16 protein-coding genes are annotated in these 18,996 nt (G+C 61.3%); 8 read left to right on the forward strand and 8 right to left on the reverse strand.

Annotation, left to right across the window (positions count from 1 at the left end; translation table 11 throughout):
• The first annotated feature begins 45 nt into the window (after positions 1-45).
• From M0808_RS01820 to rhtB, 3 genes are all read left to right on the forward strand, one after another.
• Complete coding sequence (locus tag M0808_RS01820; RefSeq protein ID WP_247839675.1) at positions 46-1,956, forward strand: ATP-binding cassette domain-containing protein; 1,911 nt, start codon at positions 46-48, stop codon at positions 1,954-1,956.
• Positions 1,956-2,537 (forward strand): mechanosensitive ion channel family protein, encoded by a 582-nt coding sequence (locus M0808_RS01825; protein ID WP_247839676.1) that lies wholly within the window; start codon positions 1,956-1,958, stop codon positions 2,535-2,537. Before M0808_RS01820 ends, M0808_RS01825 begins: the two co-directional genes overlap by 1 nt.
• A gap of 202 nt (positions 2,538-2,739) precedes the next feature.
• Positions 2,740-3,372 carry a homoserine/homoserine lactone efflux protein gene (gene rhtB / locus M0808_RS01830; RefSeq protein ID WP_194936443.1) on the forward strand — a complete coding sequence of 211 codons (633 nt, stop codon included), beginning with the start codon at positions 2,740-2,742 and terminating at the stop codon, positions 3,370-3,372.
• Between the two features lie 199 nt (positions 3,373-3,571).
• On the opposite strand, the gene M0808_RS01835 is transcribed toward rhtB, so the two are convergent.
• The 5 genes from M0808_RS01835 to M0808_RS01855 all read right to left on the reverse strand — a co-directional run bounded on the left by M0808_RS01835 (position 3,572) and on the right by M0808_RS01855 (position 8,348).
• The gene (locus M0808_RS01835) at positions 3,572-4,315 is read right to left on the reverse strand and encodes a hypothetical protein (RefSeq protein WP_027610462.1); all 744 of its coding nucleotides are present in this window, start codon (positions 4,313-4,315) and stop codon (positions 3,572-3,574) included.
• Between the two features lie 3 nt (positions 4,316-4,318).
• On the reverse strand, positions 4,319-4,906 hold the full coding sequence (gene lpoB, locus M0808_RS01840; protein WP_003229365.1) for a penicillin-binding protein activator LpoB: 588 nt from the start codon (positions 4,904-4,906) through the stop codon (positions 4,319-4,321).
• A gap of 36 nt (positions 4,907-4,942) precedes the next feature.
• The gene (locus tag M0808_RS01845) at positions 4,943-5,317 is read right to left on the reverse strand and encodes a YcfL family protein (protein WP_247839677.1); all 375 of its coding nucleotides are present in this window, start codon (positions 5,315-5,317) and stop codon (positions 4,943-4,945) included.
• A 15-nt stretch (positions 5,318-5,332) separates the two neighbouring features.
• Positions 5,333-6,727, reverse strand: coding sequence for a hypothetical protein (locus tag M0808_RS01850; RefSeq protein ID WP_247839678.1), 1,395 nt, complete (start codon positions 6,725-6,727; stop codon positions 5,333-5,335).
• A 241-nt stretch (positions 6,728-6,968) separates the two neighbouring features.
• Positions 6,969-8,348 (reverse strand): hypothetical protein, encoded by a 1,380-nt coding sequence (locus M0808_RS01855; protein ID WP_134784938.1) that lies wholly within the window; start codon positions 8,346-8,348, stop codon positions 6,969-6,971.
• A gap of 128 nt (positions 8,349-8,476) precedes the next feature.
• Between M0808_RS01855 and M0808_RS01860 the strand changes: the two genes are divergently transcribed.
• The 3 genes from M0808_RS01860 to M0808_RS01870 all read left to right on the forward strand — a co-directional run bounded on the left by M0808_RS01860 (position 8,477) and on the right by M0808_RS01870 (position 11,923).
• On the forward strand, positions 8,477-9,376 hold the full coding sequence (locus M0808_RS01860) for a LysR family transcriptional regulator (protein ID WP_247839679.1): 900 nt from the start codon (positions 8,477-8,479) through the stop codon (positions 9,374-9,376).
• 86 nt (positions 9,377-9,462) lie between these two features.
• Positions 9,463-11,358, forward strand: coding sequence for an FTR1 family protein (locus M0808_RS01865; RefSeq protein WP_247839680.1), 1,896 nt, complete (start codon positions 9,463-9,465; stop codon positions 11,356-11,358).
• Between the two features lie 109 nt (positions 11,359-11,467).
• The gene (locus M0808_RS01870; RefSeq protein WP_098966204.1) at positions 11,468-11,923 is read left to right on the forward strand and encodes a YaiI/YqxD family protein; all 456 of its coding nucleotides are present in this window, start codon (positions 11,468-11,470) and stop codon (positions 11,921-11,923) included.
• Positions 11,924-12,053: 130 nt separating this feature from the next.
• Here the strand turns inward: M0808_RS01870 and elbB are convergent, their stop codons facing one another.
• Positions 12,054-12,722 carry an isoprenoid biosynthesis glyoxalase ElbB gene (gene elbB, locus M0808_RS01875; RefSeq protein WP_247839681.1) on the reverse strand — a complete coding sequence of 223 codons (669 nt, stop codon included), beginning with the start codon at positions 12,720-12,722 and terminating at the stop codon, positions 12,054-12,056.
• 279 nt (positions 12,723-13,001) lie between these two features.
• Positions 13,002-13,652, reverse strand: coding sequence for a DedA family protein (locus M0808_RS01880; RefSeq protein ID WP_027610469.1), 651 nt, complete (start codon positions 13,650-13,652; stop codon positions 13,002-13,004).
• 207 nt (positions 13,653-13,859) lie between these two features.
• On the opposite strand from M0808_RS01880, the gene hemB reads away from it, so the two are divergent.
• The gene (gene hemB, locus M0808_RS01885) at positions 13,860-14,873 is read left to right on the forward strand and encodes a porphobilinogen synthase (RefSeq protein ID WP_247839682.1); all 1,014 of its coding nucleotides are present in this window, start codon (positions 13,860-13,862) and stop codon (positions 14,871-14,873) included.
• Positions 14,874-14,891: 18 nt separating this feature from the next.
• Entirely contained in the window at positions 14,892-17,117 is a 2,226-nt protein-coding gene (gene ppk1 / locus M0808_RS01890; protein ID WP_204894057.1) for a polyphosphate kinase 1, read from the forward strand.
• A gap of 248 nt (positions 17,118-17,365) precedes the next feature.
• Here the strand turns inward: ppk1 and ppx are convergent, their stop codons facing one another.
• Positions 17,366-18,868 (reverse strand): exopolyphosphatase, encoded by a 1,503-nt coding sequence (gene ppx, locus M0808_RS01895; RefSeq protein WP_027610472.1) that lies wholly within the window; start codon positions 18,866-18,868, stop codon positions 17,366-17,368.
• Between the last annotated feature and the right edge of the window lie 128 nt (positions 18,869-18,996).

An 18,996-nucleotide genomic window follows, 5' to 3' on the forward strand; every position in this document is an offset into this window, starting at 1 on the left:
TACTCGCGCCAGTTGTGAGCGAAGCTGGTAGACTCCGCCGCCATTATGATCCGACTTCAGAACCTGACTTTACAGCGTGGCCCGCAACGTCTGCTAGAAGACGCCGAGCTGACCCTGCACGCCGGCCACAAAGCCGGCCTCATCGGTGCCAACGGCGCCGGCAAATCCAGCCTGTTTGCCTTGCTGCGCGGCGAGTTGCACCCGGACTCGGGCGATTGCCTGCTGCCGGCCGACTGGCGGATCGCGCACATGCGTCAGGAGGTCGACACGCTCGAACGCCTGGCGGTCGACTATGTGCTCGATGGCGACCTGCGTCTACGCGAAGTGCAACGTGACCTCGCCGCCGCCGAAACGGCCCACGATGGCACGGCTCTGGCCCGTCTGCACGCCGAACTCGACAGCGCCGACGGCTATACCGCCGATGCGCGGGCGCGCAAGTTGCTGGCCGGTCTCGGTTTCACCAATGAACAGATGGATCGTCAGGTAGGAGATTTCTCCGGTGGCTGGCGGATGCGTCTGAACCTGGCGCAGGCCTTGATGTGTCCGTCGGACTTGTTGTTGCTCGACGAACCGACCAACCACCTGGATCTCGACGCGATCATCTGGCTCGAAGAGTGGCTGAAAAGCTACCCGGGCACCCTGCTGCTGATTTCCCACGACCGCGACTTCCTCGATGAAGTGGTCGATCACGTGGCTCATGTCGATCAGCGCAAACTGACCCTCTATCGTGGCGGCTACACCGCGTTCGAACGTGCCCGTGCCGAACGTCTGGCCCAGCAGCAACAGGCCTACGAGAAGCAGCAGGCGCAACGTGCGCACATGGAAAGCTACATCGCCCGCTTCAAGGCCCAGGCCACCAAGGCCCGTCAGGCGCAGAGCCGGATCAAGGCCCTGGAGCGCATGGAAGAGCTGTCGGCGGCCCACGTCGATTCGCCGTTCGATTTCGTGTTCCGCGAGTCGACCAAGATCTCCAGTCCACTGATCGACCTGTCCGATGCGCGCCTGGGTTACGGCGACAAAACCATCCTGGAGAAGGTCAAGCTGCAACTGACCCCGGGGGCGCGGATCGGTCTGCTCGGGCCGAACGGCGCCGGTAAATCGACCCTGATCAAGAACCTCGCCGGCGAGCTTGAACCGCTGGCCGGGCGCCTGACCCGTGGCGAAAACACCGTGGTTGGCTATTTCGCCCAGCATCAGCTCGACTCGCTGGATGCCAAGGCCAGCCCGCTGCTGCACTTGCAGCGTCTGGCGCCGACCGAACGCGAGCAGACCCTGCGCGACTTCCTCGGCGGTTTCGATTTCCGTGGTGCACGCATCGACGAGCCGGTGCTGAATTTCTCCGGTGGCGAGAAAGCGCGTCTGGCGCTGGCATTGATCGCCTGGGAACGGCCGAACTTGTTGCTGCTCGACGAACCGACCAACCACCTCGACCTGGAAATGCGCCTGGCGCTGACCATGGCGCTGCAGGAATTCAGCGGCGCGGTATTGGTGGTGTCTCACGATCGGCACTTGCTCAAGAGCACCACCGACAACTTCTACCTGGTCGCCGATGGCAAGGTCGAAGAGTTCGATGGCGACCTCGAAGACTACGCGCGCTGGCTGGTGGAATACCGTCAGCGCAATGCGCCAGTCAGCAACACTCCGGTCAATCCGGACAAGACCGACAAGAAGGCTCAGCGCCAGGCCGCCGCTGCATTGCGTCAGCAACTGGCACCGCACAAGCGTGAGGCCGACAAGCTCGAAGCCGAACTGGGCAAGCTCCACGAGAAACTCGCCAAGGTCGATGCCAGCCTCGGTGACAGCGACATCTACGAGCCGGCGCGCAAGAACGAATTGCGTGATCTGCTGGCAGAGCAGGCCAAGCTGAAAGTGCGCGAAGCCGAGCTGGAAGAAGCGTGGATGGAGGCACTCGAAACGCTGGAAAGCATGCAGGCGGAGCTGGAGGCGCTGTCCTGATGGAAGCGTTCAAGCTGCCGCTGCCGGCGGTGTGGGTCGAACCGATCTGGCTCGGCGTGCAGATTCTGCTGATCCTGCTGGCCGGCTACTTCGCTCAACGTGTCGTCGCTCGATTCCTCACCCGCCTGGGCGAGCGCTATCCGTTTCCGCCGCAGTTGCTGATGCCCCTGCGTGGCGTATTGCGCTGGCTGATCATGGGCAGCGCGGTTATTTTTGTGCTGGAGCGCCTCGGCGTATCGGCCACGGTGCTGTGGACGGCACTGTCGGGTTTCGTCGCGGTAGCGGCGGTGGCGTTCTTCGCGATGTGGAGTGTACTGTCGAACCTGCTTTGCGCGATTCTGATCTTCACCGTCGGCCCGTTCCGCCTGGGCGATGTGGTCGAGCTGGTGGACACCACCGACAAGCCGGGTGTCAAAGGCCGGGTGGTGGCGATCAATCTGCTCTACACCACGTTGGTCGAAGCCGAGGAGCTCGGGACGGGCAGCGCCATGGTGCAAGTGCCGAACAGCCTGTTCTTCCAGCGTTCGGTGCGGCGCTGGCGCGGGAGTGATGTGTTTCCTTCGAGCGGTTTCGAGAAGTAGTCTTCGGGCGTCTGATCTGACGCCCTCGCGAGCAAGCCCGCTCCCAGATTGGATCTGTGATCGACACAAATCCAATGTGGGAGCGGGCTTGCTCGCGAAGAGGCCCTCAGCCGCGCCCGAACCCTCCAGCAAAAATCGGTAGTCATCCGCGCCAAAGCGCATTAGCTTTGACGTCTGTCACGATTCAGTATCGAGGTGTGCGATGGAGCTTCAAACATGGCTGGCATTCTTTGCCGCCTGCTGGGTGATCAGTCTGTCCCCGGGTGCTGGCGCCATTGCGTCGATGTCCAGCGGTCTGCAATACGGTTTCTGGCGCGGTTACTGGAACGCCCTCGGCCTGCAGATCGGCCTGGCGGTGCAGATCGCGATTGTCGGCGCCGGTGTCGGCGCGATCCTCACCGCATCGGCCACCGCATTCCACGCGATCAAATGGTTCGGTGTGGCGTATCTGGTCTATCTGGCGATCAAGCAGTGGCGCGCGCTGCCCATGGACATGAGCGATGACGCGGCGGTACGGCCGATCGGCAAGCCGCTGGCGCTGGTGTTCCGTGGGTTTCTGGTGAACATCAGTAACCCCAAGGCGCTGGTGTTCATGCTCGCAGTGTTGCCGCAGTTCATCAATCCGCACGCACCGCTGCTGATTCAGTATGTGGTGATCGGCGTGACCATGATCTGCGTGGATCTGATTGTCATGGCCGGTTACACCGGGCTGGCGTCCAAGGTGCTGCGCCTGTTGCGTACACCGCAGCAGCAGAAACGCATGAACCGCACCTTTGCCGGGCTGTTCATCGGTGCGGCGGCGTTCATGGCGACGTTGCGTAAAGCGGCGGTGTAAAAGCTTCGGCCACAAAAAAGGCGACCTCTTGAGGTCGCCTTTTTATTCCTACGGATTTCTCCAGTGAACTCCGTTGTAGCGAGGGGATTCATCCCCGATGGGGCGCGAAGCGGCCCCGCTCTTGACCTGACAAGAAGGGGCCTGCTGCGCAGTCCATCGGGGATGAATCCCCTCACCACAGAGTTATTCACTCAGCCGGTCAGTGCAAAATCACCGGCGCGGTATCGCGCGGCAGATTGTTGCGTTGCTGCGCCTCACGCGGCTGCTCGTAACCGCCACCACCGAGCTGCATGCTCAGTTGCCCGGCCACGTCCTCACCCAGCGCTTTCGACACTTCACGTACCACGCGAGGGCGGTTCAGCGAGATCTTGATGTCGCGGCCGTTCACCAGTTTGGTGTCCTGCGCTTCGCCCATCGCCGTGAAGGCCGAGGTGATCTCGTAGGTCTTGGTGTTGATCAGGCTGAAATCCGCCACCAGCGTCAGGCCCAGCACCGCCGAATAGCTGTCGGTGTGCGCCAGCTCGTTCATGTCCTGGGTGAAGTCGATGTCCGACACGGTGCCGAACAGCACGTAGTCGGCACCCTTGAAGTTGCCGGCCTTGATCCGCTTGATCACATCGTAGACGTCACCCTTGGACGACGCGGTGTACGGCGTGCCCTGCACCAGCTGGAACATGCCGGTGCGGAGGATTTCACCTTTGATGTCGCCGGTGAATTTACGCAGTTCACCCTGCTCGATGTAGCTGGTGGTCGCTTCCAGCTCGTTGTAGTTCGAGGAACCACTGGAGCTGTAGTAACCCTCGCGGTAATTGTTCTGCGCCGAAACGATGTGAATGTACTGCTCCACACGCTCCTGATACGCCAGATCCGTTACCGCGACTTTCGGGGCCGCTTGCACGCTGAACGCGCAAGCCAGGGCCATCATGCCAATCCATGCGCGCATCAATTAACGCTCCGTGGTTTTGCGGATCTCTTTTTCGTCCATCCACTCGGCCAGACCGCTTTCGACGTCGATCAGTTGCAGGCTGAATTTGTAGAAGACGTCCTTGTAGTCGCTGCTGCGCTTGACGATCGAGCTGATCGAGCCTTCCAGACGGTATTTGGCGGCGATCATGTTGCCGGTCTTGGCCACGGTGCTCTTCTTGTACAGGCCGCTCTGGTTCTGCAGCTTGAGTTGGTCGACCTGGCTCTGCATCGCGGTGTTGTCGCTGGCGAAGCGGGCGGTGCCGGACTTCATCAACTGAGTCTTGATGCTGGTGGTGATTTCGCGGGTATCGATGTACTCGCTGGTCTTGTTCTTCACGTCGTAGACCTGCACCACCGGGCGGCCCTGCAGGATGCCGGACTGGGCCAGCGAGCGGGTCATCGATTCGGCGATCATTTGCAGGTCGGTCGAGCCGAATTCGTTGGTAACGGTTTCAACCGCTTTGGTGTCGCCGTAGCTGATGTTCTTGCTGCCCAGGGTCGGCGAGGTGTTGGCGCAACCGGAAGCCAGCAGGGCGAGGACGGCGATCAAGGAAAAGCGTGCAAACATGGGAATGCTCTCTAAAACAGGAATAGGGTGGCGGACTTAAGGCGTCTTGAGTTCGAGACGGAAATCCACGGCTTTCGGGGTCGGGGCGATGCCCTGGATGAAGCTGGTCTGAGCGCCGTACATCATCTGGCTCTTCCAGACTTCTTCCTCGGCGATCGGGAAACCTTCCGCACCGAGCCAGGCGAAACGGTAGTAGAACGTCTTGTTGCTGTTGAGGGTGTTGGTCAACTGCACATTGACGGTCATGAAGCCGTTCTCTCGGGCGACGCGCATGGCGCCGACCGCGATGTGTTTCTGCGGACCCATGGCCACGACCTTGCTCGCGGCGCTGCCCGGCTCAGGAGGTGGCGGGGTGGCGCAGCCGCTGGCCAGCACGGCGAGGGCGGCGATGGCGATGAGTTTGAAGCGCATGCAAAGACTCCGTTCTTAAGGTTGTTTGAGGCTGGCGACGTTGGTCGCGCCGGCGCTCGGAATGACGTGGGCGGCGACGCCACCGGCAAATACCTGATTGCCCACGGCACGCAGGCTGATCACTTGATAACGCTGATCGACGGTGACCTTGACCAGCGAACCGCCGACAGCGCTCGGCAGACTGACTTGATGCTCGCCTTTCTTCAAGCGCAGACGCACCACTTGGGTGTTGTCCGGCAGGGTGCGCCACGTACGGGTATCGGCACCTTCCAGCACAGCTGAAGAAATACCCACGGCCAGACCGGCCAGCGGGTTGGTTTCATTGATCTTCTTCTGCGCCACACCTTTGGTGATTGCGCGCACGGTGGTGCGCACAATGATCCCCGGCATGTCATCGCGCAGGGCGCGGCGCGACATGGCGGTGGTGCTGTTGAGGGCGGTCAGGTTGACCTGCTGGCCATCGACGCCAATCTGCGTGAATGGTGCGGTAGAGGTGTCAGGCTTGATGATCGGGAACGACAGCGGGGTGATCACCACGTTGTTGGAGATCGGCAATGGCAGCGGCACGCGGATAGAATCACGCGAGGGCGCCAGACCACTTTGCACCACGATCAGGATGTCGCTATCGTCGGACTTGGTCGGCTTGTCGAGGTTGACCAGTGCCTGCTCCAGCAGCGGGGTGTTCGGGCGCAGTTCGGCCGCCTTGCGGTAGCCCGGTGCAGCCAGGTCTTTCTCGCCCAGGGCTTCGTAGACGAAACCGGCCAGGTAATGGCTGAACGCACTCTGGTAGCTGTTTTTCAGACTGACCACTTCTGGCGCATCGAGGCTGGCGACCGGGTAGCCTTGCAGATCCTTGTACTGAGTCTTGATGCCTTCTTTCTCGGCCTCTTCCTCACTCTTGAGGTATTCCTTGTCGCGCAGGTCGGCGATCACCGCTTCACGTTCGTGAGTTTTCTTGATCGCGGTGCGGGCGCCATCGAAGTCATTGACTGCCAGCAGGTTGAGGGCCATCTGCGTGGTCAACATGACTTTTTCGTAGTCGTAGCCTTCGTAGCGACGCACCTTGTCGTTGACCAGGAAGCTGCCGAACTGAGCCAGGTATTTACCGGTGTCGAGCTTGACCGAATCTTCCCACTGGCCAACCACCTGATCGGCGCTGGTCCAGGCGTTCTGGCTGCCGGACAGGTCGCCCTTGGCGCGCAGCAACTCACCTTTCTCGAAGTAATAGAGCAGGTCTTTGTCCGGACCGGTGTTGTTCTTTTCCAGCAGGCTCAGCGCGGCGTCGACGTTGCCGGTGGCCAGTTGCTGGTTGGTCTGGGCCAGTTCCGAATCGTAGTTGCGAAACGCCGAACAGCCGGACAGCATGGTGACAGCGCTGAGCGCGATCAAGGTGGGAGTGCGCAATGCCATGGGGGTACTTCTTCCCTGAGCTAGAAACTGCATCAGCCGCCGGTGCTGGTCGGGCTGGTGTGACCCATCGACAGTGGCGCTGGCCTCCTGCCAATTCCTCATAACCAGAGGAGCTTTTATGCCGCGTCGCTATAGCGCGGGCGCGGCATTATAAGCGGGCGATGCTGGCCATGTAATAGCTTTTTAATCGCACTTGTTAGTTTGGTGCCATTACTCCTCTGCATTATCTGACACCTTTCGTTCATGGCGTTTCGGGCAGGACCAATGCCGATCCGATGTAATAGTTCTGGCCCATGAATACCCGCAGGTTGAACACTTGATGGCTGCGGTCGACGCGTACCGTGAATCCGTCTTCTGCACGAAAATACGGAAAGCGCACGCGGTGCAGGCCTTTTTTCAGGCGCAGACGGGCGACCAGGGTTTTGTCCGGCAGCGTGCGCCAGGTTCTAGTGTCAGCCTCTTCAAAAGGATCAGGATCGGTCACCACCAACGACGCCTTGGACGGATCGCGCTCGTTCTTTTGCGCCTGGCTGATGGCGGCCATGTTGGCGCGGAACATGGCGCGAGAGATGATCGCCGGCATGTCATCGCGCAAGGTGCGGATGGCCATGTCCGACACGCTGTTAATCATGGTCAATGGGTGCTTTTTACCGTCGACGAGGATCTGGGTCACGCCAGGTGTGAGGGTGTCGGGCACCATCACCGGGAACGAGATCGGTGCAACAATCGTCAGGTTTTCGTTCAGCCGCACCGGGATCGGCACTTGCACCGAACTGCGTGCCGGGGCGAAACCGGCCTGGACCACGATCAGAATCTCGCTTTCATCGGCTGCCGGTCCGGGTTTGTCCAGGTTGCGCAAAGCGTTTTCGAGCAGCGGCACGCCCGGGCGCAATTCGATCGCCTGTCGATACCCCGGCGCTGCGAGCGCGCGTTCGCCCAGCGCTTCATAAGTGAAGCCGGCCAGATAATGGCTGAATGCACTCTGGTAGCCGTTCTTCAGCTCAAGCACTTGCGGGGCATCGAGGATGGCCACCGGATAGCCTTCCAGATCCTTGTAGTGCAGGGTGATGCCCTGTTGCGTAGCTTGCTCTTGCGCTTCTTCGTATTGCCGCTCCCGCTGGCGGGCGATCAGAGTTTCGCGCTCGTGGGTTTTCTTGATGTCGGCGCGGGCCCCGTCGAAATCGTTTTCCGCCAGTTGGTTGAGGGCCATTTCGGTGGTCAGCATGACTTTTTCGTAGTCGTAGCCTTCGTAACGCTGCAGCTTGTCATTGACCAGCATGGTGCCCATTTCATTACCGAAACGGGTCAGCAACTTCATGCCTGCGGAGGGCACGGCTTCTTCGCGCTGAAAAATCATCCGGTCAGCACTGCGCCACGCTTCCTGGCTTTTTGGCAGGTTGGTGCCGGCGCTGAGGATCGCGCCGCGTTCCATGAAATACAGCAGATCCTTGTCTTCCCAAGGATTGTGCAGCTCCATCAGATAAAGCGCTTCGTTGAGATTGCCCTGCGCCATCTGATCGATGGTCTGCTGCATTTCCTGATCGTAATTGCGGTAAGCGGCGCACCCACTCAGTTGCATGATGAGGCTGAGCAGCAGGTAGAGCGGCAGGCAATGGCGCATGGAGACGGGTTCTTCCTTGAACGGCAAAAGCACGGAGGTGACGCATTATAGGGGCGCTTTGCTGCTGCCGGGTGGACAAGGATTGCGCTAGGCTTGCGCGCTCAGCGCTCAACAGATCCGGGGCTTTAATGAATCAACTGCAAGCCATGCGCGCGTTTCGTTGCATCGTCGAGTGTCGCGGGTTCAGCGCCGCTGCCGAGCGCCTCGACACCACTCACTCGACCATCTCCCGGCAGTTGCAGCAGCTGGAACGCGAGCTGGGCACGCGGCTGATCAATCGCAACACCCGAGGTTTCAGCCTGACCACGGCAGGGCAGCAGTATTACGCGGCGTGCGTGGACATTCTCGAACGCCTCGATCAAGCCGCACTGGCGGTGGGGCAGGCCCATGAAAGCCCCAGCGGTGTGCTGCGCATCAGTGCACCGATGGTGATCGGTACGCTGGAACTGGCGAGCTGGTTGCCGGCGTTTCAGCAGCGCTATCCCGAGATTGAAGTGGACTTGGCCTGCGATGACCGTTTCGTCGATCTGATCGCCGAGGGTTTCGATGTGGCCCTGCGCATCTGCGGACCCTTGGCCGATTCATCCATGGTGGCGCGGTTGCTGACTGTCTCGGACATGTTGCTGGTGGCTTCGCCTGTGTATGTGGCGCGCAATGGTTTGGTGCGCCAGGTGCGCGAACTCGCCGAGCAGCAGTTGCTGGCGTTTGCCGGTGGCAGCGACTGGGTGCTGACCGATACGCGTGGACTCACCACCAGCGTGCGCGTGCAGGGCCGGTTCAAGGCCGATTCGATCAGTTCGCTGCACGCCGCCGCGTTGGCCGGGGTTGGCATCGCCGCGTTCACTCGGGCCACAGTGCAGGACGATCTGTTCAGCGGTCGGCTGGTGCAAATCCTGCCCAACTACAGCCTTGGGCGGCGCCACTATTACGCGCTCTATCCGCATGCCCGGCACGTCGCACTAAAGGTGCAAGTGTTCGTCGAATTCATGCTTGAGCACTACCGCAACACCGCCGCAGCGCTGCGTTAAAACGCCACGAGACGTCGACAAAGCTTGAGTGAAAGGCGTTCGAAGTGAACAATATGTAACTTCGCATTTCCATTTGAGACTCATTCATGACTGCCGCGTCCCGATTCCTGGCCTGGCTGGTGTTCCCGCTGTTTGCCCTGAGCAGTTTCAACCTGCTGGCCGACACCGTGGAAGGCGCCCCGCAGGCGCTGCACCTGCTCGATTACATCAGCGCCGACTATCCGCCGACGGTCGAGGCGGGCAAGGTCGTCGACGACGGCGAATACCGCGAGCAACTGGAATTCACCCAGGTGCTGCAAGGGCTGATCGGCGATCTGCCGGCCAAACCGGAGAAGGCTGCGCTGGAGCAGGGTGTCGAGGCTCTGCACGCCGCCATCACCGCGAAACAGGACGGCGCCGACGTCGCGCGTCAGGCCCGACAACTGGGGGCGAAACTGGCGGTGGCATATGAAGTCAGCCAAGCGCCGATCATCACTCCCGATCCGACCCGGGGCGCGCCGCTCTATGCGCAAAACTGCTCGGTGTGTCACGGCGCCAGCGGTGCCGGCGACGGCCCGGCGGGGCTCGGCATGACGCCGCCGCCAGCCAATCTGCGCGATGCCGCACGCATCGATCACCTGAGCCTGTACGCGATCTACAGCACCCTCGGCCAAGGCGTCGAAGGCACTGACATGCCGGCGTTCGCCGATCAACTGGACGACCGTCAGCGTTGGGATCTGGCGACCTACATTGCCGGTTTCAGTGCCGACCCGGCTGCGGCCAAGTCCGACAAGACCTTCAACATCGCTGATCTGGCGCGCCAGACGCCGGCCGAAGTGCAGGCCGCCGAAGGCCCGCAGGTCGCCGCAAGCTTCCGTGCCCAACGCGCGCAGCCGCCGCAGGTCAAGCGTGGCCCGGCGCAGTTGCTCGATTACACTGCCGCCACGCTGGACAAGAGCCTGGCGGCGTACCGCGCCGGCGAGCACGATGAGGCCTACGACCTGTCGGTGGCGGCGTATCTGGAAGGTTTCGAGCTGGTCGAAAGCTCGCTGGACAACGTCGACGCCAACGTGCGCAAGGACACCGAAAAATCGCTGATGGCCTACCGTCAGTCGTTGCAGGACGGCTTGCCGGTGGCGCAGGCCGAACAGCGTCTGGATGTAGCCAAGGGCAAGTTGAAAGAGTCTGCCGAACTGCTCGGCAGCGATGGTCTGAGCTGGTCGCTGAGCTTTATCTCCGGCCTGCTGATTCTGCTGCGCGAAGGCCTCGAAGCGATTCTGGTGCTGGCGGCGATCCTCGCGTTTCTGCGCAACACCGGCCAGCAGTCGGCGGTGCGCAGCGTCAACATCGGTTGGGGCTTGGCGCTGCTCGCCGGTCTTGGCACCTGGGCGCTGGCGGCGTATGTGATCGACGTCAGCGGCTCGCAGCGTGAACTGCTCGAGGGCGCCACGGCGCTGTTCGCCAGCGTCATGGTGCTGTGGCTCGGCGTGTGGATGCACGACCGGCGGCACGCCGCGGCTTGGCAGGATTACATCAAGCAGAGTCTGGTCGGCGGCGGCGGGCGCTTTGGTTTTGCGATCCTCGCGTTCTTCTCGGTGTACCGCGAGTTGTTCGAAGTGATCCTGTTCTACGAAACCCTGTGGCTGCAGGCCGGCCCCGCCGGGCATGACGCGGTGCTGGCCGGTGGTGCGACGGCGCTGGTGCTGCTGATCGGTCTGGCCTGGGTGATCCTGCGCGGCTCGGCGAAACTGCCGCTGGCGCTGTTCTTCAGCATCAATGCCGGTCTGCTCTGTGCCTTGTCGGTGGTGTTCGCCGGGCATGGCGTGAAAGCGCTGCAGGAAGCCGGGATCTTCGGCACGCGACCGGTGGCGTTCTTTGAATTCGACTGGCTGGGGATTCACGCCGACGCCTATTCGCTGACGGCTCAGGCCGTGGCGATTCTGGCGATTGTTGTGCTGTACGGGCGGAGTCGGATGGCCGAGAAGCGGCGGGTCGTCGCTTAAAAAGCATTCGCTGGCGCTCACATTCGCGGGCAAGCCCGCTCCCACAGGTTTAGCGTTAACCTTGTGGGAGCGGGCTTGCCCGCGATGCTTTTTTGAAGAGGAAAAAATCATGCGTGTATGGATCGATGCCGACGCTTGCCCCCGGGCCGCCAAGGATCTGGTGGTGAAGTTCGCCCTCAAGCGCCAGTTCGAAGTGGTGCTGGTGGCCGGGCAGCCGCAGACCAAGCCGGGGCTGGCCATCGTCAAACTGATCGTGGTGCCCAGCGGCCCGGATGCGGCGGACGATTATCTGGTCGAGCACGCTGTGCCTGGTGAGCTGGTGATCTGCAGCGATATCCCGCTGGCCGACCGGCTGGTGAAGAAGGGGGTGGCAGCGCTGGACCCGCGCGGCAAGGAGTTCGATGCGCAGAACATGGGCGAGCGGCTGGCGGTGCGCAACCTGTTCACCGACCTGCGTGAGCAGGGCCAGATCAGCGGCGGCCCGGCACCGTTCGGCGAGCGCGAGAAGCAGGCGTTTGCCAATGCGCTGGACCGCATCCTCACCCGCCTGACACGCAAACCTTGAAATAATCACCATTCCCCTGTGGGAGCGGGCTTGCTCGCGAAGGCGTCGAATCAGACAACATTGATTTGAATGACACACCGCTTTCGCGAGCAAGCCCGCTCCCACATTTCGCTCTGCATGCAGTCAGAGATCAAACATCATTTTCGTGGGTCAGTTCGAGCACCCGGTCGACCAGTTTGTTGATCCCCGAAGCCGCCTCACTGATGTTCTGCGCCAGCATGTAAGCCGGGGTCGTCACCAGTTTGCGTGCCTTGTCTTCGACAATGTCGGTCACCGCGCAGTCTTCGTGGCTGGCGCCCATCTTGTTCATCGCGGTAGCAGTGTCGGCATCGTTGCCGATGGTGCAGGTCACGCCCGGGCCGTAGATCTTCGCTGCCAGCGCCGGCGAGATGCACATCAGGCCCACCGGTTTGCCCGCTTCGGCAAATGCTTCCGCCAAGGCCAGCACCTCAGGCTGTACTGCGCAACCGGCGCCTTCAACGGCGAAGTTCGAGAGGTTTTTCGCGGCGCCAAAACCACCAGGTACGATCAGCGCATCGAAGTCATCGACGTCGGCTTCGCGGATGTCCTTGATGTTGCCGCGGGCAATGCGCGCCGACTCCACCAGCACGTTGCGCGTCTCGGGCATTTCTTCACCGGTCAGGTGATTGATCACATGCAATTGCGCGATGTTCGGCGCGAAGCACTGTACCTGTGCGCCGCGTTGATCCAGGCGCAGCAGGGTGATGACGCTTTCATGGATTTCGGCGCCGTCGTACACGCCGCTGCCGGACAGGATCACTGCAACTTTTTTGCTCATGGGTTTCTCTCCAGATTCATGGCGCTAAATGTCCACTAATTTATCGCGCGTTGCCATAGGCTAAAGTGGCGGCGGCACCTGCATGGAGCGCTTTCTAAATGGATCGCAACAACGGCGGGGTGTTCATTATTTGCGGTTGCCTGCCTCGTGACGAGCAGGAGATTTTTCGCGTGAGAACGCCGCTGGCGAACGGGAGTCCGCTGGCGCAGAGGGGATAAATGACTAAAAGAGCCGGCCAGCCCGGGCTTTGCGCAGGGCTGTGCGCCAGGCGCCAGCGCGTTATTCGGCTGGCGTCTTCGGTTCGGCAGGTTTGGCCACTTCGGCTTGATTCAGCAGTGCCGCTTTTGCGGCTTGCTCGTCGGCGTAAACCTGCTTGGCCAGACGCGCATTCTTGAAGCGGCGGCGCAGCCACAGACCAACGCCAAGAATCAGCAGCGCACCGAGCACCCACAGCTCGTACTTCTTGATGCTGCCGAGCATGCCTTCGAGCACCGCGCCGAAGTGGTAGGCGGCGGCTGCCAGGGCGGTGGCCCAGATCGCTGCGCCGATGCCGTTCAGCAGCAGATAACGTCCCGGCGGATAACCCGACAGGCCGATCGCCACCGGCATCACCGTGCGCAGGCCGTAAACGAAGCGGAAGCTCAGAACCCAGATGTCCGGATGCTTGCGAATATGTTCCAGCGCGCGGTCGCCCATCATCTGCCAGCGCGGTTTGCGCGCGAGCAATTTGCGCCCGTGCTTGCGCCCCAGGAAGTACCACAGCTGATCGCCGGCATAGCTGCCGAAGAACGCCACGACCACCACCAGGTTGATGTCCATGTATCCACGGAACGCGAGGAAGCCTGCGAGCACCAGGATGGTTTCGCCTTCGAAGAACGTGCCGAGGAACAAGGCAAAGTAGCCAAAGTCATGCAGAAATTGTTGGAGCATTGTCTGGGTGCTGGCGAAATGAACGCGCAGCCTAACCCTTCGGACACATTCATGAAAGTGTCCAAATGTGTCTCGACGTGAACAATTCCTACGCTAACAATGGAATGCGGCTACATGTCACGGGGTACGCACAACTGTAATCTGTTGGTCATAATGCCCGTCTATAACTGTCACGCTCGCCCGTTTGCGCGGGCTCAGGAGTCCGCCGTGAGCTTTACCCCTGCCAATCGTCTGTTTCCCGCCACTCGCCTGCGTCGCAATCGTCGTGATGATTTTTCGCGTCGGCTGGTGCGGGAAAACGTGCTGACGGTCGATGACCTGATCCTGCCGGTGTTCGTGCTTGAGGGTGAAAACCGTCGCGAAGCCGTGGCCTCGATGCCCGGTGTCGAACGCCTGACCATCGACCTGCTGCTTGAAGAGGCGGCGCAATGGGTCGAGCTGGGTATTCCGGCGCTGGCGCTGTTCCCGGTCACACCAACCGAATTGAAATCCCTCGACGCTGCCGAAGCCTGGAACCCGCAGGGCATTGCCCAGCGCGCCACCCGCGCCTTACGTGAACGCTTTCCGGAATTGGGCGTGATCACTGACGTCGCCCTCGATCCGTTCACCACCCACGGTCAGGACGGCATTCTCGATGAAGAAGGCTACGTGCAGAACGACATCACCGTCGACGCACTGGTCAAACAGGCACTGTCCCACGCTGAAGCCGGCGCTCAGGTCGTGGCCCCATCGGACATGATGGACGGCCGCATCCAGGCGATCCGCGAGGCGCTGGAGATTGCCGGTTACGTCAACGTGCGGATCATGGCCTACTCGGCCAAGTACGCCAGCGCCTATTACGGGCCGTTCCGTGATGCCGTGGGGTCGGCGGCGAATCTGGGCAAGGCCAACAAGGCCTCCTATCAGATGGACCCGGCCAACAGCGACGAAGCGCTGCACGAAGTCGGTGCGGACTTGTCTGAAGGCGCGGACATGGTCATGGTCAAACCCGGCATGCCGTACCTGGACATTCTTTTCCGGGTAAAAGATGCCTTCAAAGTGCCGACCTTCGTCTATCAGGTTAGCGGCGAATACGCCATGCACATGGCGGCGATCCAGAATGGCTGGTTGAGCGAGGCGGTAATTCTTGAATCACTGACCGCCTTTAAACGTGCCGGCGCTGATGGCATCCTGACTTACTTTGCTGTCCGTGCCGCTCAATTGTTACGAGAGCAGAAATAGCCCTCCCAGGAACATTCGATGAATACCGAAGGACTCACTGAAGTTGCAGTAAAAGAAGCTCAACCGGTGGTGGAGCAGATCACCGAAACCCCGCCGGAACTCGAGCCTGCGCCACCCGCGCCGGTTACCGAAGCCGTCGCGGCGGCGCCAGTGATTGCGATCCCGGGCCTGGATGACAGCAGCCTGTATATCCATCGCGAGCTCTCGCAACTGCAGTTCAACATCCGCGTGCTGGAACAGGCGCTGGACGAGTCCTATCCGTTGCTGGAGCGGCTGAAATTCCTGCTGATTTTCTCCAGCAACCTCGACGAATTCTTTGAAATCCGCGTCGCTGGTCTGAAAAAGCAGATCACCTTCGCTCGCGAACAGGCCGGTGCCGACGGTCTGCAACCGCATCAGGCGCTGGCGCGGATCAGCGAGCTGGTGCACGGTCACGTCGACCGCCAGTACGCGATCCTCAACGACATCCTGCTGCCGGAGCTGGAAAAGCATCAGGTGCGCTTCATCCGTCGCCGGCACTGGACGACCAAGATCAAGACCTGGGTGCGCCGCTACTTCCGCGACGAGATCGCGCCGATCATCACCCCGATCGGCCTCGACCCGACACACCCGTTCCCGTTGCTGGTGAACAAGAGCCTGAACTTCATCGTCGAACTGGAAGGCATCGACGCCTTCGGTCGCGATTCCGGTCTGGCAATCATCCCGGCACCGCGCCTGCTGCCACGGATCATCAAGGTTCCGGAAGAAGTCGGCGGCCCGGGCGACAACTATGTGTTCCTGTCGTCGATGATCCACGCCCACGCCGATGACCTGTTCCAGGGCATGAAGGTGAAGGGTTGCTACCAGTTCCGCCTGACCCGAAACGCCGACCTGGCGCTCGACTCCGAAGACGTCGAAGACCTTGCGCGCGCCCTGCGTGGCGAGCTGTTCTCGCGGCGCTACGGTGATGCGGTACGTCTGGAAGTCGCCGACACTTGCCCGAAACACCTCTCGGACTATCTGCTCAAGCAGTTCAACCTGAGCGAGACCGAGCTGTATCAGGTCAACGGCCCGGTCAACCTGACCCGTCTGTTCAGCATCACCGGTCTGGACAGCCACCCGGAGCTGCAATACACGCCGTTCACCCCGCAGATCCCTAAGCTGCTGCAGAACAGCGAGAACATTTTCAGTGTGGTGAGCAAGCAGGACATCCTGTTGCTGCACCCGTTCGAGTCGTTCACTCCGGTGGTCGACCTGCTGCGCCAAGCGGCGAAAGACCCGCACGTTCTGGCCGTGCGCCAGACCCTGTACCGCTCCGGCGCCAACTCGGAAATCGTCGATGCGCTGGTGGACGCCGCGCGTAACGGCAAGGAAGTGACCGCGGTCATCGAACTGCGCGCCCGCTTCGACGAAGAGTCCAACCTGCAACTGGCCAGCCGTCTGCAAGCGGCCGGTGCGGTGGTGATTTACGGTGTGGTCGGCTTCAAGACCCATGCCAAGATGATGCTGATCCTGCGGCGTGAGGCCGGCGAGATCGTGCGTTACGCGCACCTCGGCACCGGTAACTACCACGCTGGCAACGCCCGTCTGTACACCGACTACAGCCTGCTGACGTCCGACGACGCGTTGTGCGAAGACGTCGGCAAACTGTTCAGCCAGTTGATCGGCATGGGTAAAACCCTGCGCATGAAGAAACTGCTGCATGCGCCGTTCACCCTGAAGAAGGGCATGCTCGACATGATTGCCCGGGAAACCCAGTTCGCCCTCGACGGCAAACCGGCGCACATCATTGCCAAGTTCAACTCGCTGACCGATCCGAAGATCATTCGCGCGCTGTACAAGGCCAGCCAGTCCGGCGTGCGCATCGATCTGGTGGTGCGTGGCATGTGCTGCCTGCGTCCGGGGATTGCCGGGGTTTCGCACAACATCCATGTGCGCTCGATCATCGGTCGCTTCCTTGAACACACCCGAGTGTTCTACTTCCTCAACGGCGGCGAGGAGCAGATGTTCCTCTCCAGCGCCGACTGGATGGAGCGTAATCTCGACAAGCGCGTCGAGACTTGCTTCCCGGTGGAAGGCAAGAAGCTGCTGACCCGCGTCAAGAAAGAGCTGGAGCTGTACCTGACCGACAACACCCACAGCTGGAGCCTGCAGTCGGATGGCCGTTACATCCGTAACACGCCAACCGGCAACCAGAACCCGCGCAGCGCGCAGGCGACGTTGCTGGAACGCCTGGGCAGCCCGATTCTGCCGGTGAGCAGCTGAGGCCTTGAAGGTCAAAAACCCCTCACCCTAACCCTCTCCCCGAGGGAGAGGGGGCTGACCGAGATGAATGGTCGAGTTACGCCGACCTGAAATATCGGGTCGAAGTCAGGCTTTGAAAACAACACGGATCGGCTCCCTCTCCCTCGGGAGAGGGCTGGGGTGAGGGGCAGGTCCACACCCGCACTCAAGTCGAACCCAATAAAAAAGGCGATCCAGAAGGATCGCCTTTTTTGCACCTGAAATTTAACTCAGTGAACAGTGAGGACAATCCCCACCCGCGTCAGCCAGTCGGCTTCGAGGCCAAAGTCGGCCTGAGTCAGCTGGTTTTCATCCAGCCAGTTCTCCGGGAATTCCACGTCGAGGGTGTTGCCTTTGGCATGCAGCGTCACTTGTGGCATCGCCTGGGTGCCACGGATGTGGTGGAACAGGATCGCGAAGCGCAGCAGCACGCACAGGCGGATCAGCTTGTCGCCGTCGTCACCGAACTCGGCGAACTTGTCCTTGGGGATGTTGCGGCGATGGCCGCGCACCAGCAGGGCGAGCATTTGCTGGTCTTCGCGGGAGAAACCGGCGAGGTCAGAGTGTTCGATCAGGTAGGCGCCGTGCTTGTGGTAGTGGTAGTGCGCGATGTCGAGGCCGACTTCGTGGACTTTCGCTGCCCAACCGAGCAGTTCGCGCCAGATACCGTCATCCAGCTCCCAGTCTGCGGCGACCTGATCGAAGGCGTGCAGGGCTTTGCGCTCAACTCGCGCGGCTTGTTCCAGATCGACGTGATAGCGCTCCATCAGCGAAGTCAGGGTGCGTTCGCGCACGTCTTCGTGGTGATGGCGCCCGAGCAGGTCGTAGAGTACGCCTTCACGCAGCGCGCCTTCGCAGTGATCCATGCGTTGCAGTTCGAGGGCGTCGAAGATCGCTTCAAGAATCGCCAGGCCCGCCGGGAAGATCGCCCGACGGTCAGGCTTGATGCCTTCGAAGTCGATCTTGTCGACGTCACCCAGTTTGAACAGACGACGCTTGAGCCACGCCAGGCCTTCGGCATTCACTTCGCCGGTGCCATGCCCGCCGGCCTTCAGCGCCAGGCCGATGGCGCGGATGGTGCCCGAGGAGCCGATGGCTTCATCCCAGGTCAGGCGGTGCAGGGCGTGCTCGATGCTCATGATCTCCAGCCGTGCCGCCGTGTACGCCTGGGCGTAACGGGCCGGGGTGATCTTGCCGTCCTTGAAATAACGCTGGGTGAAGCTGACGCAGCCCATTTGCAGGCTTTCGCGCAGCAGCGGTTCAAAACGCTGCCCGATGATGAATTCAGTACTGCCGCCGCCGATGTCGGCCACCAGACGCTTGCCCGGGGTGTCGGCGAGGGTGTGCGAAACGCCCAGATAAATCAGCCGCGCTTCTTCACGGCCGGAGATGACTTCCACCGGGTGACCGAGGATTTCTTCGGCGCGGTGGATGAATTCCAAGCGGTTGCGCGCTTCGCGCAGGGCGTTGGTGCCGACGATCCGCACGGCGCCCAGTGGCATGCCGTTGATCAGTTGGGCAAAGCGCTTGAGGCAGTCGAGGCCACGCTGCATCGATTCTTCGTTGAGATGGCGCTCATCGTCGATACCGGCGGCGAGCTGCACTTTCTCTCCGAGGCGCTCCAGGATGCGGATTTCACCGTTCTGGGCCTTGGCCACGACCATGTGGAAGCTGTTGGAGCCCAGGTCGATTGCGGCGATCAGGGACAGATTCTTGGCTTTGGATTGCGGCATGGTCAGGGGGTCTCGGTCGATAACCCCGCCATCGTGCCACGATCAAACGCTGACGCCAACGCGCATGGCTCAAACCGTTGATCCTGCGCATAAAAGCTTGAGACCGCTGCGCGGCCATTCGCGAGCAA

The sequence above is a fragment of the Pseudomonas sp. MWU12-3103b genome (assembly GCF_023100615.1).
Taxonomy (GTDB): domain Bacteria; phylum Pseudomonadota; class Gammaproteobacteria; order Pseudomonadales; family Pseudomonadaceae; genus Aquipseudomonas; species Aquipseudomonas putida_A.

Bases quoted from the DNA above. Each gene is read 5' to 3' on its own strand.
- M0808_RS01820 (WP_247839675.1), top strand. From the start codon at position 46: ATGATCCGACTTCAGAACCTGACTTTACAGCGTGGCCCGCAACGTCTG.
- M0808_RS01825 (WP_247839676.1), top strand. From the start codon at position 1,956: ATGGAAGCGTTCAAGCTGCCGCTGCCGGCGGTGTGGGTCGAACCGATC.
- rhtB (WP_194936443.1), top strand. From the start codon at position 2,740: ATGGAGCTTCAAACATGGCTGGCATTCTTTGCCGCCTGCTGGGTGATC.
- M0808_RS01835 (WP_027610462.1), bottom strand. From the start codon at position 4,315: ATGCGCGCATGGATTGGCATGATGGCCCTGGCTTGCGCGTTCAGCGTG.
- lpoB (WP_003229365.1), bottom strand. From the start codon at position 4,906: ATGTTTGCACGCTTTTCCTTGATCGCCGTCCTCGCCCTGCTGGCTTCC.
- M0808_RS01845 (WP_247839677.1), bottom strand. From the start codon at position 5,317: ATGCGCTTCAAACTCATCGCCATCGCCGCCCTCGCCGTGCTGGCCAGC.
- M0808_RS01850 (WP_247839678.1), bottom strand. From the start codon at position 6,727: ATGGCATTGCGCACTCCCACCTTGATCGCGCTCAGCGCTGTCACCATG.
- M0808_RS01855 (WP_134784938.1), bottom strand. From the start codon at position 8,348: ATGCGCCATTGCCTGCCGCTCTACCTGCTGCTCAGCCTCATCATGCAA.
- M0808_RS01860 (WP_247839679.1), top strand. From the start codon at position 8,477: ATGAATCAACTGCAAGCCATGCGCGCGTTTCGTTGCATCGTCGAGTGT.
- M0808_RS01865 (WP_247839680.1), top strand. From the start codon at position 9,463: ATGACTGCCGCGTCCCGATTCCTGGCCTGGCTGGTGTTCCCGCTGTTT.
- M0808_RS01870 (WP_098966204.1), top strand. From the start codon at position 11,468: ATGCGTGTATGGATCGATGCCGACGCTTGCCCCCGGGCCGCCAAGGAT.
- elbB (WP_247839681.1), bottom strand. From the start codon at position 12,722: ATGAGCAAAAAAGTTGCAGTGATCCTGTCCGGCAGCGGCGTGTACGAC.
- M0808_RS01880 (WP_027610469.1), bottom strand. From the start codon at position 13,652: ATGCTCCAACAATTTCTGCATGACTTTGGCTACTTTGCCTTGTTCCTC.
- ppk1 (WP_204894057.1), top strand. From the start codon at position 14,892: ATGAATACCGAAGGACTCACTGAAGTTGCAGTAAAAGAAGCTCAACCG.
- ppx (WP_027610472.1), bottom strand. From the start codon at position 18,868: ATGCCGCAATCCAAAGCCAAGAATCTGTCCCTGATCGCCGCAATCGAC.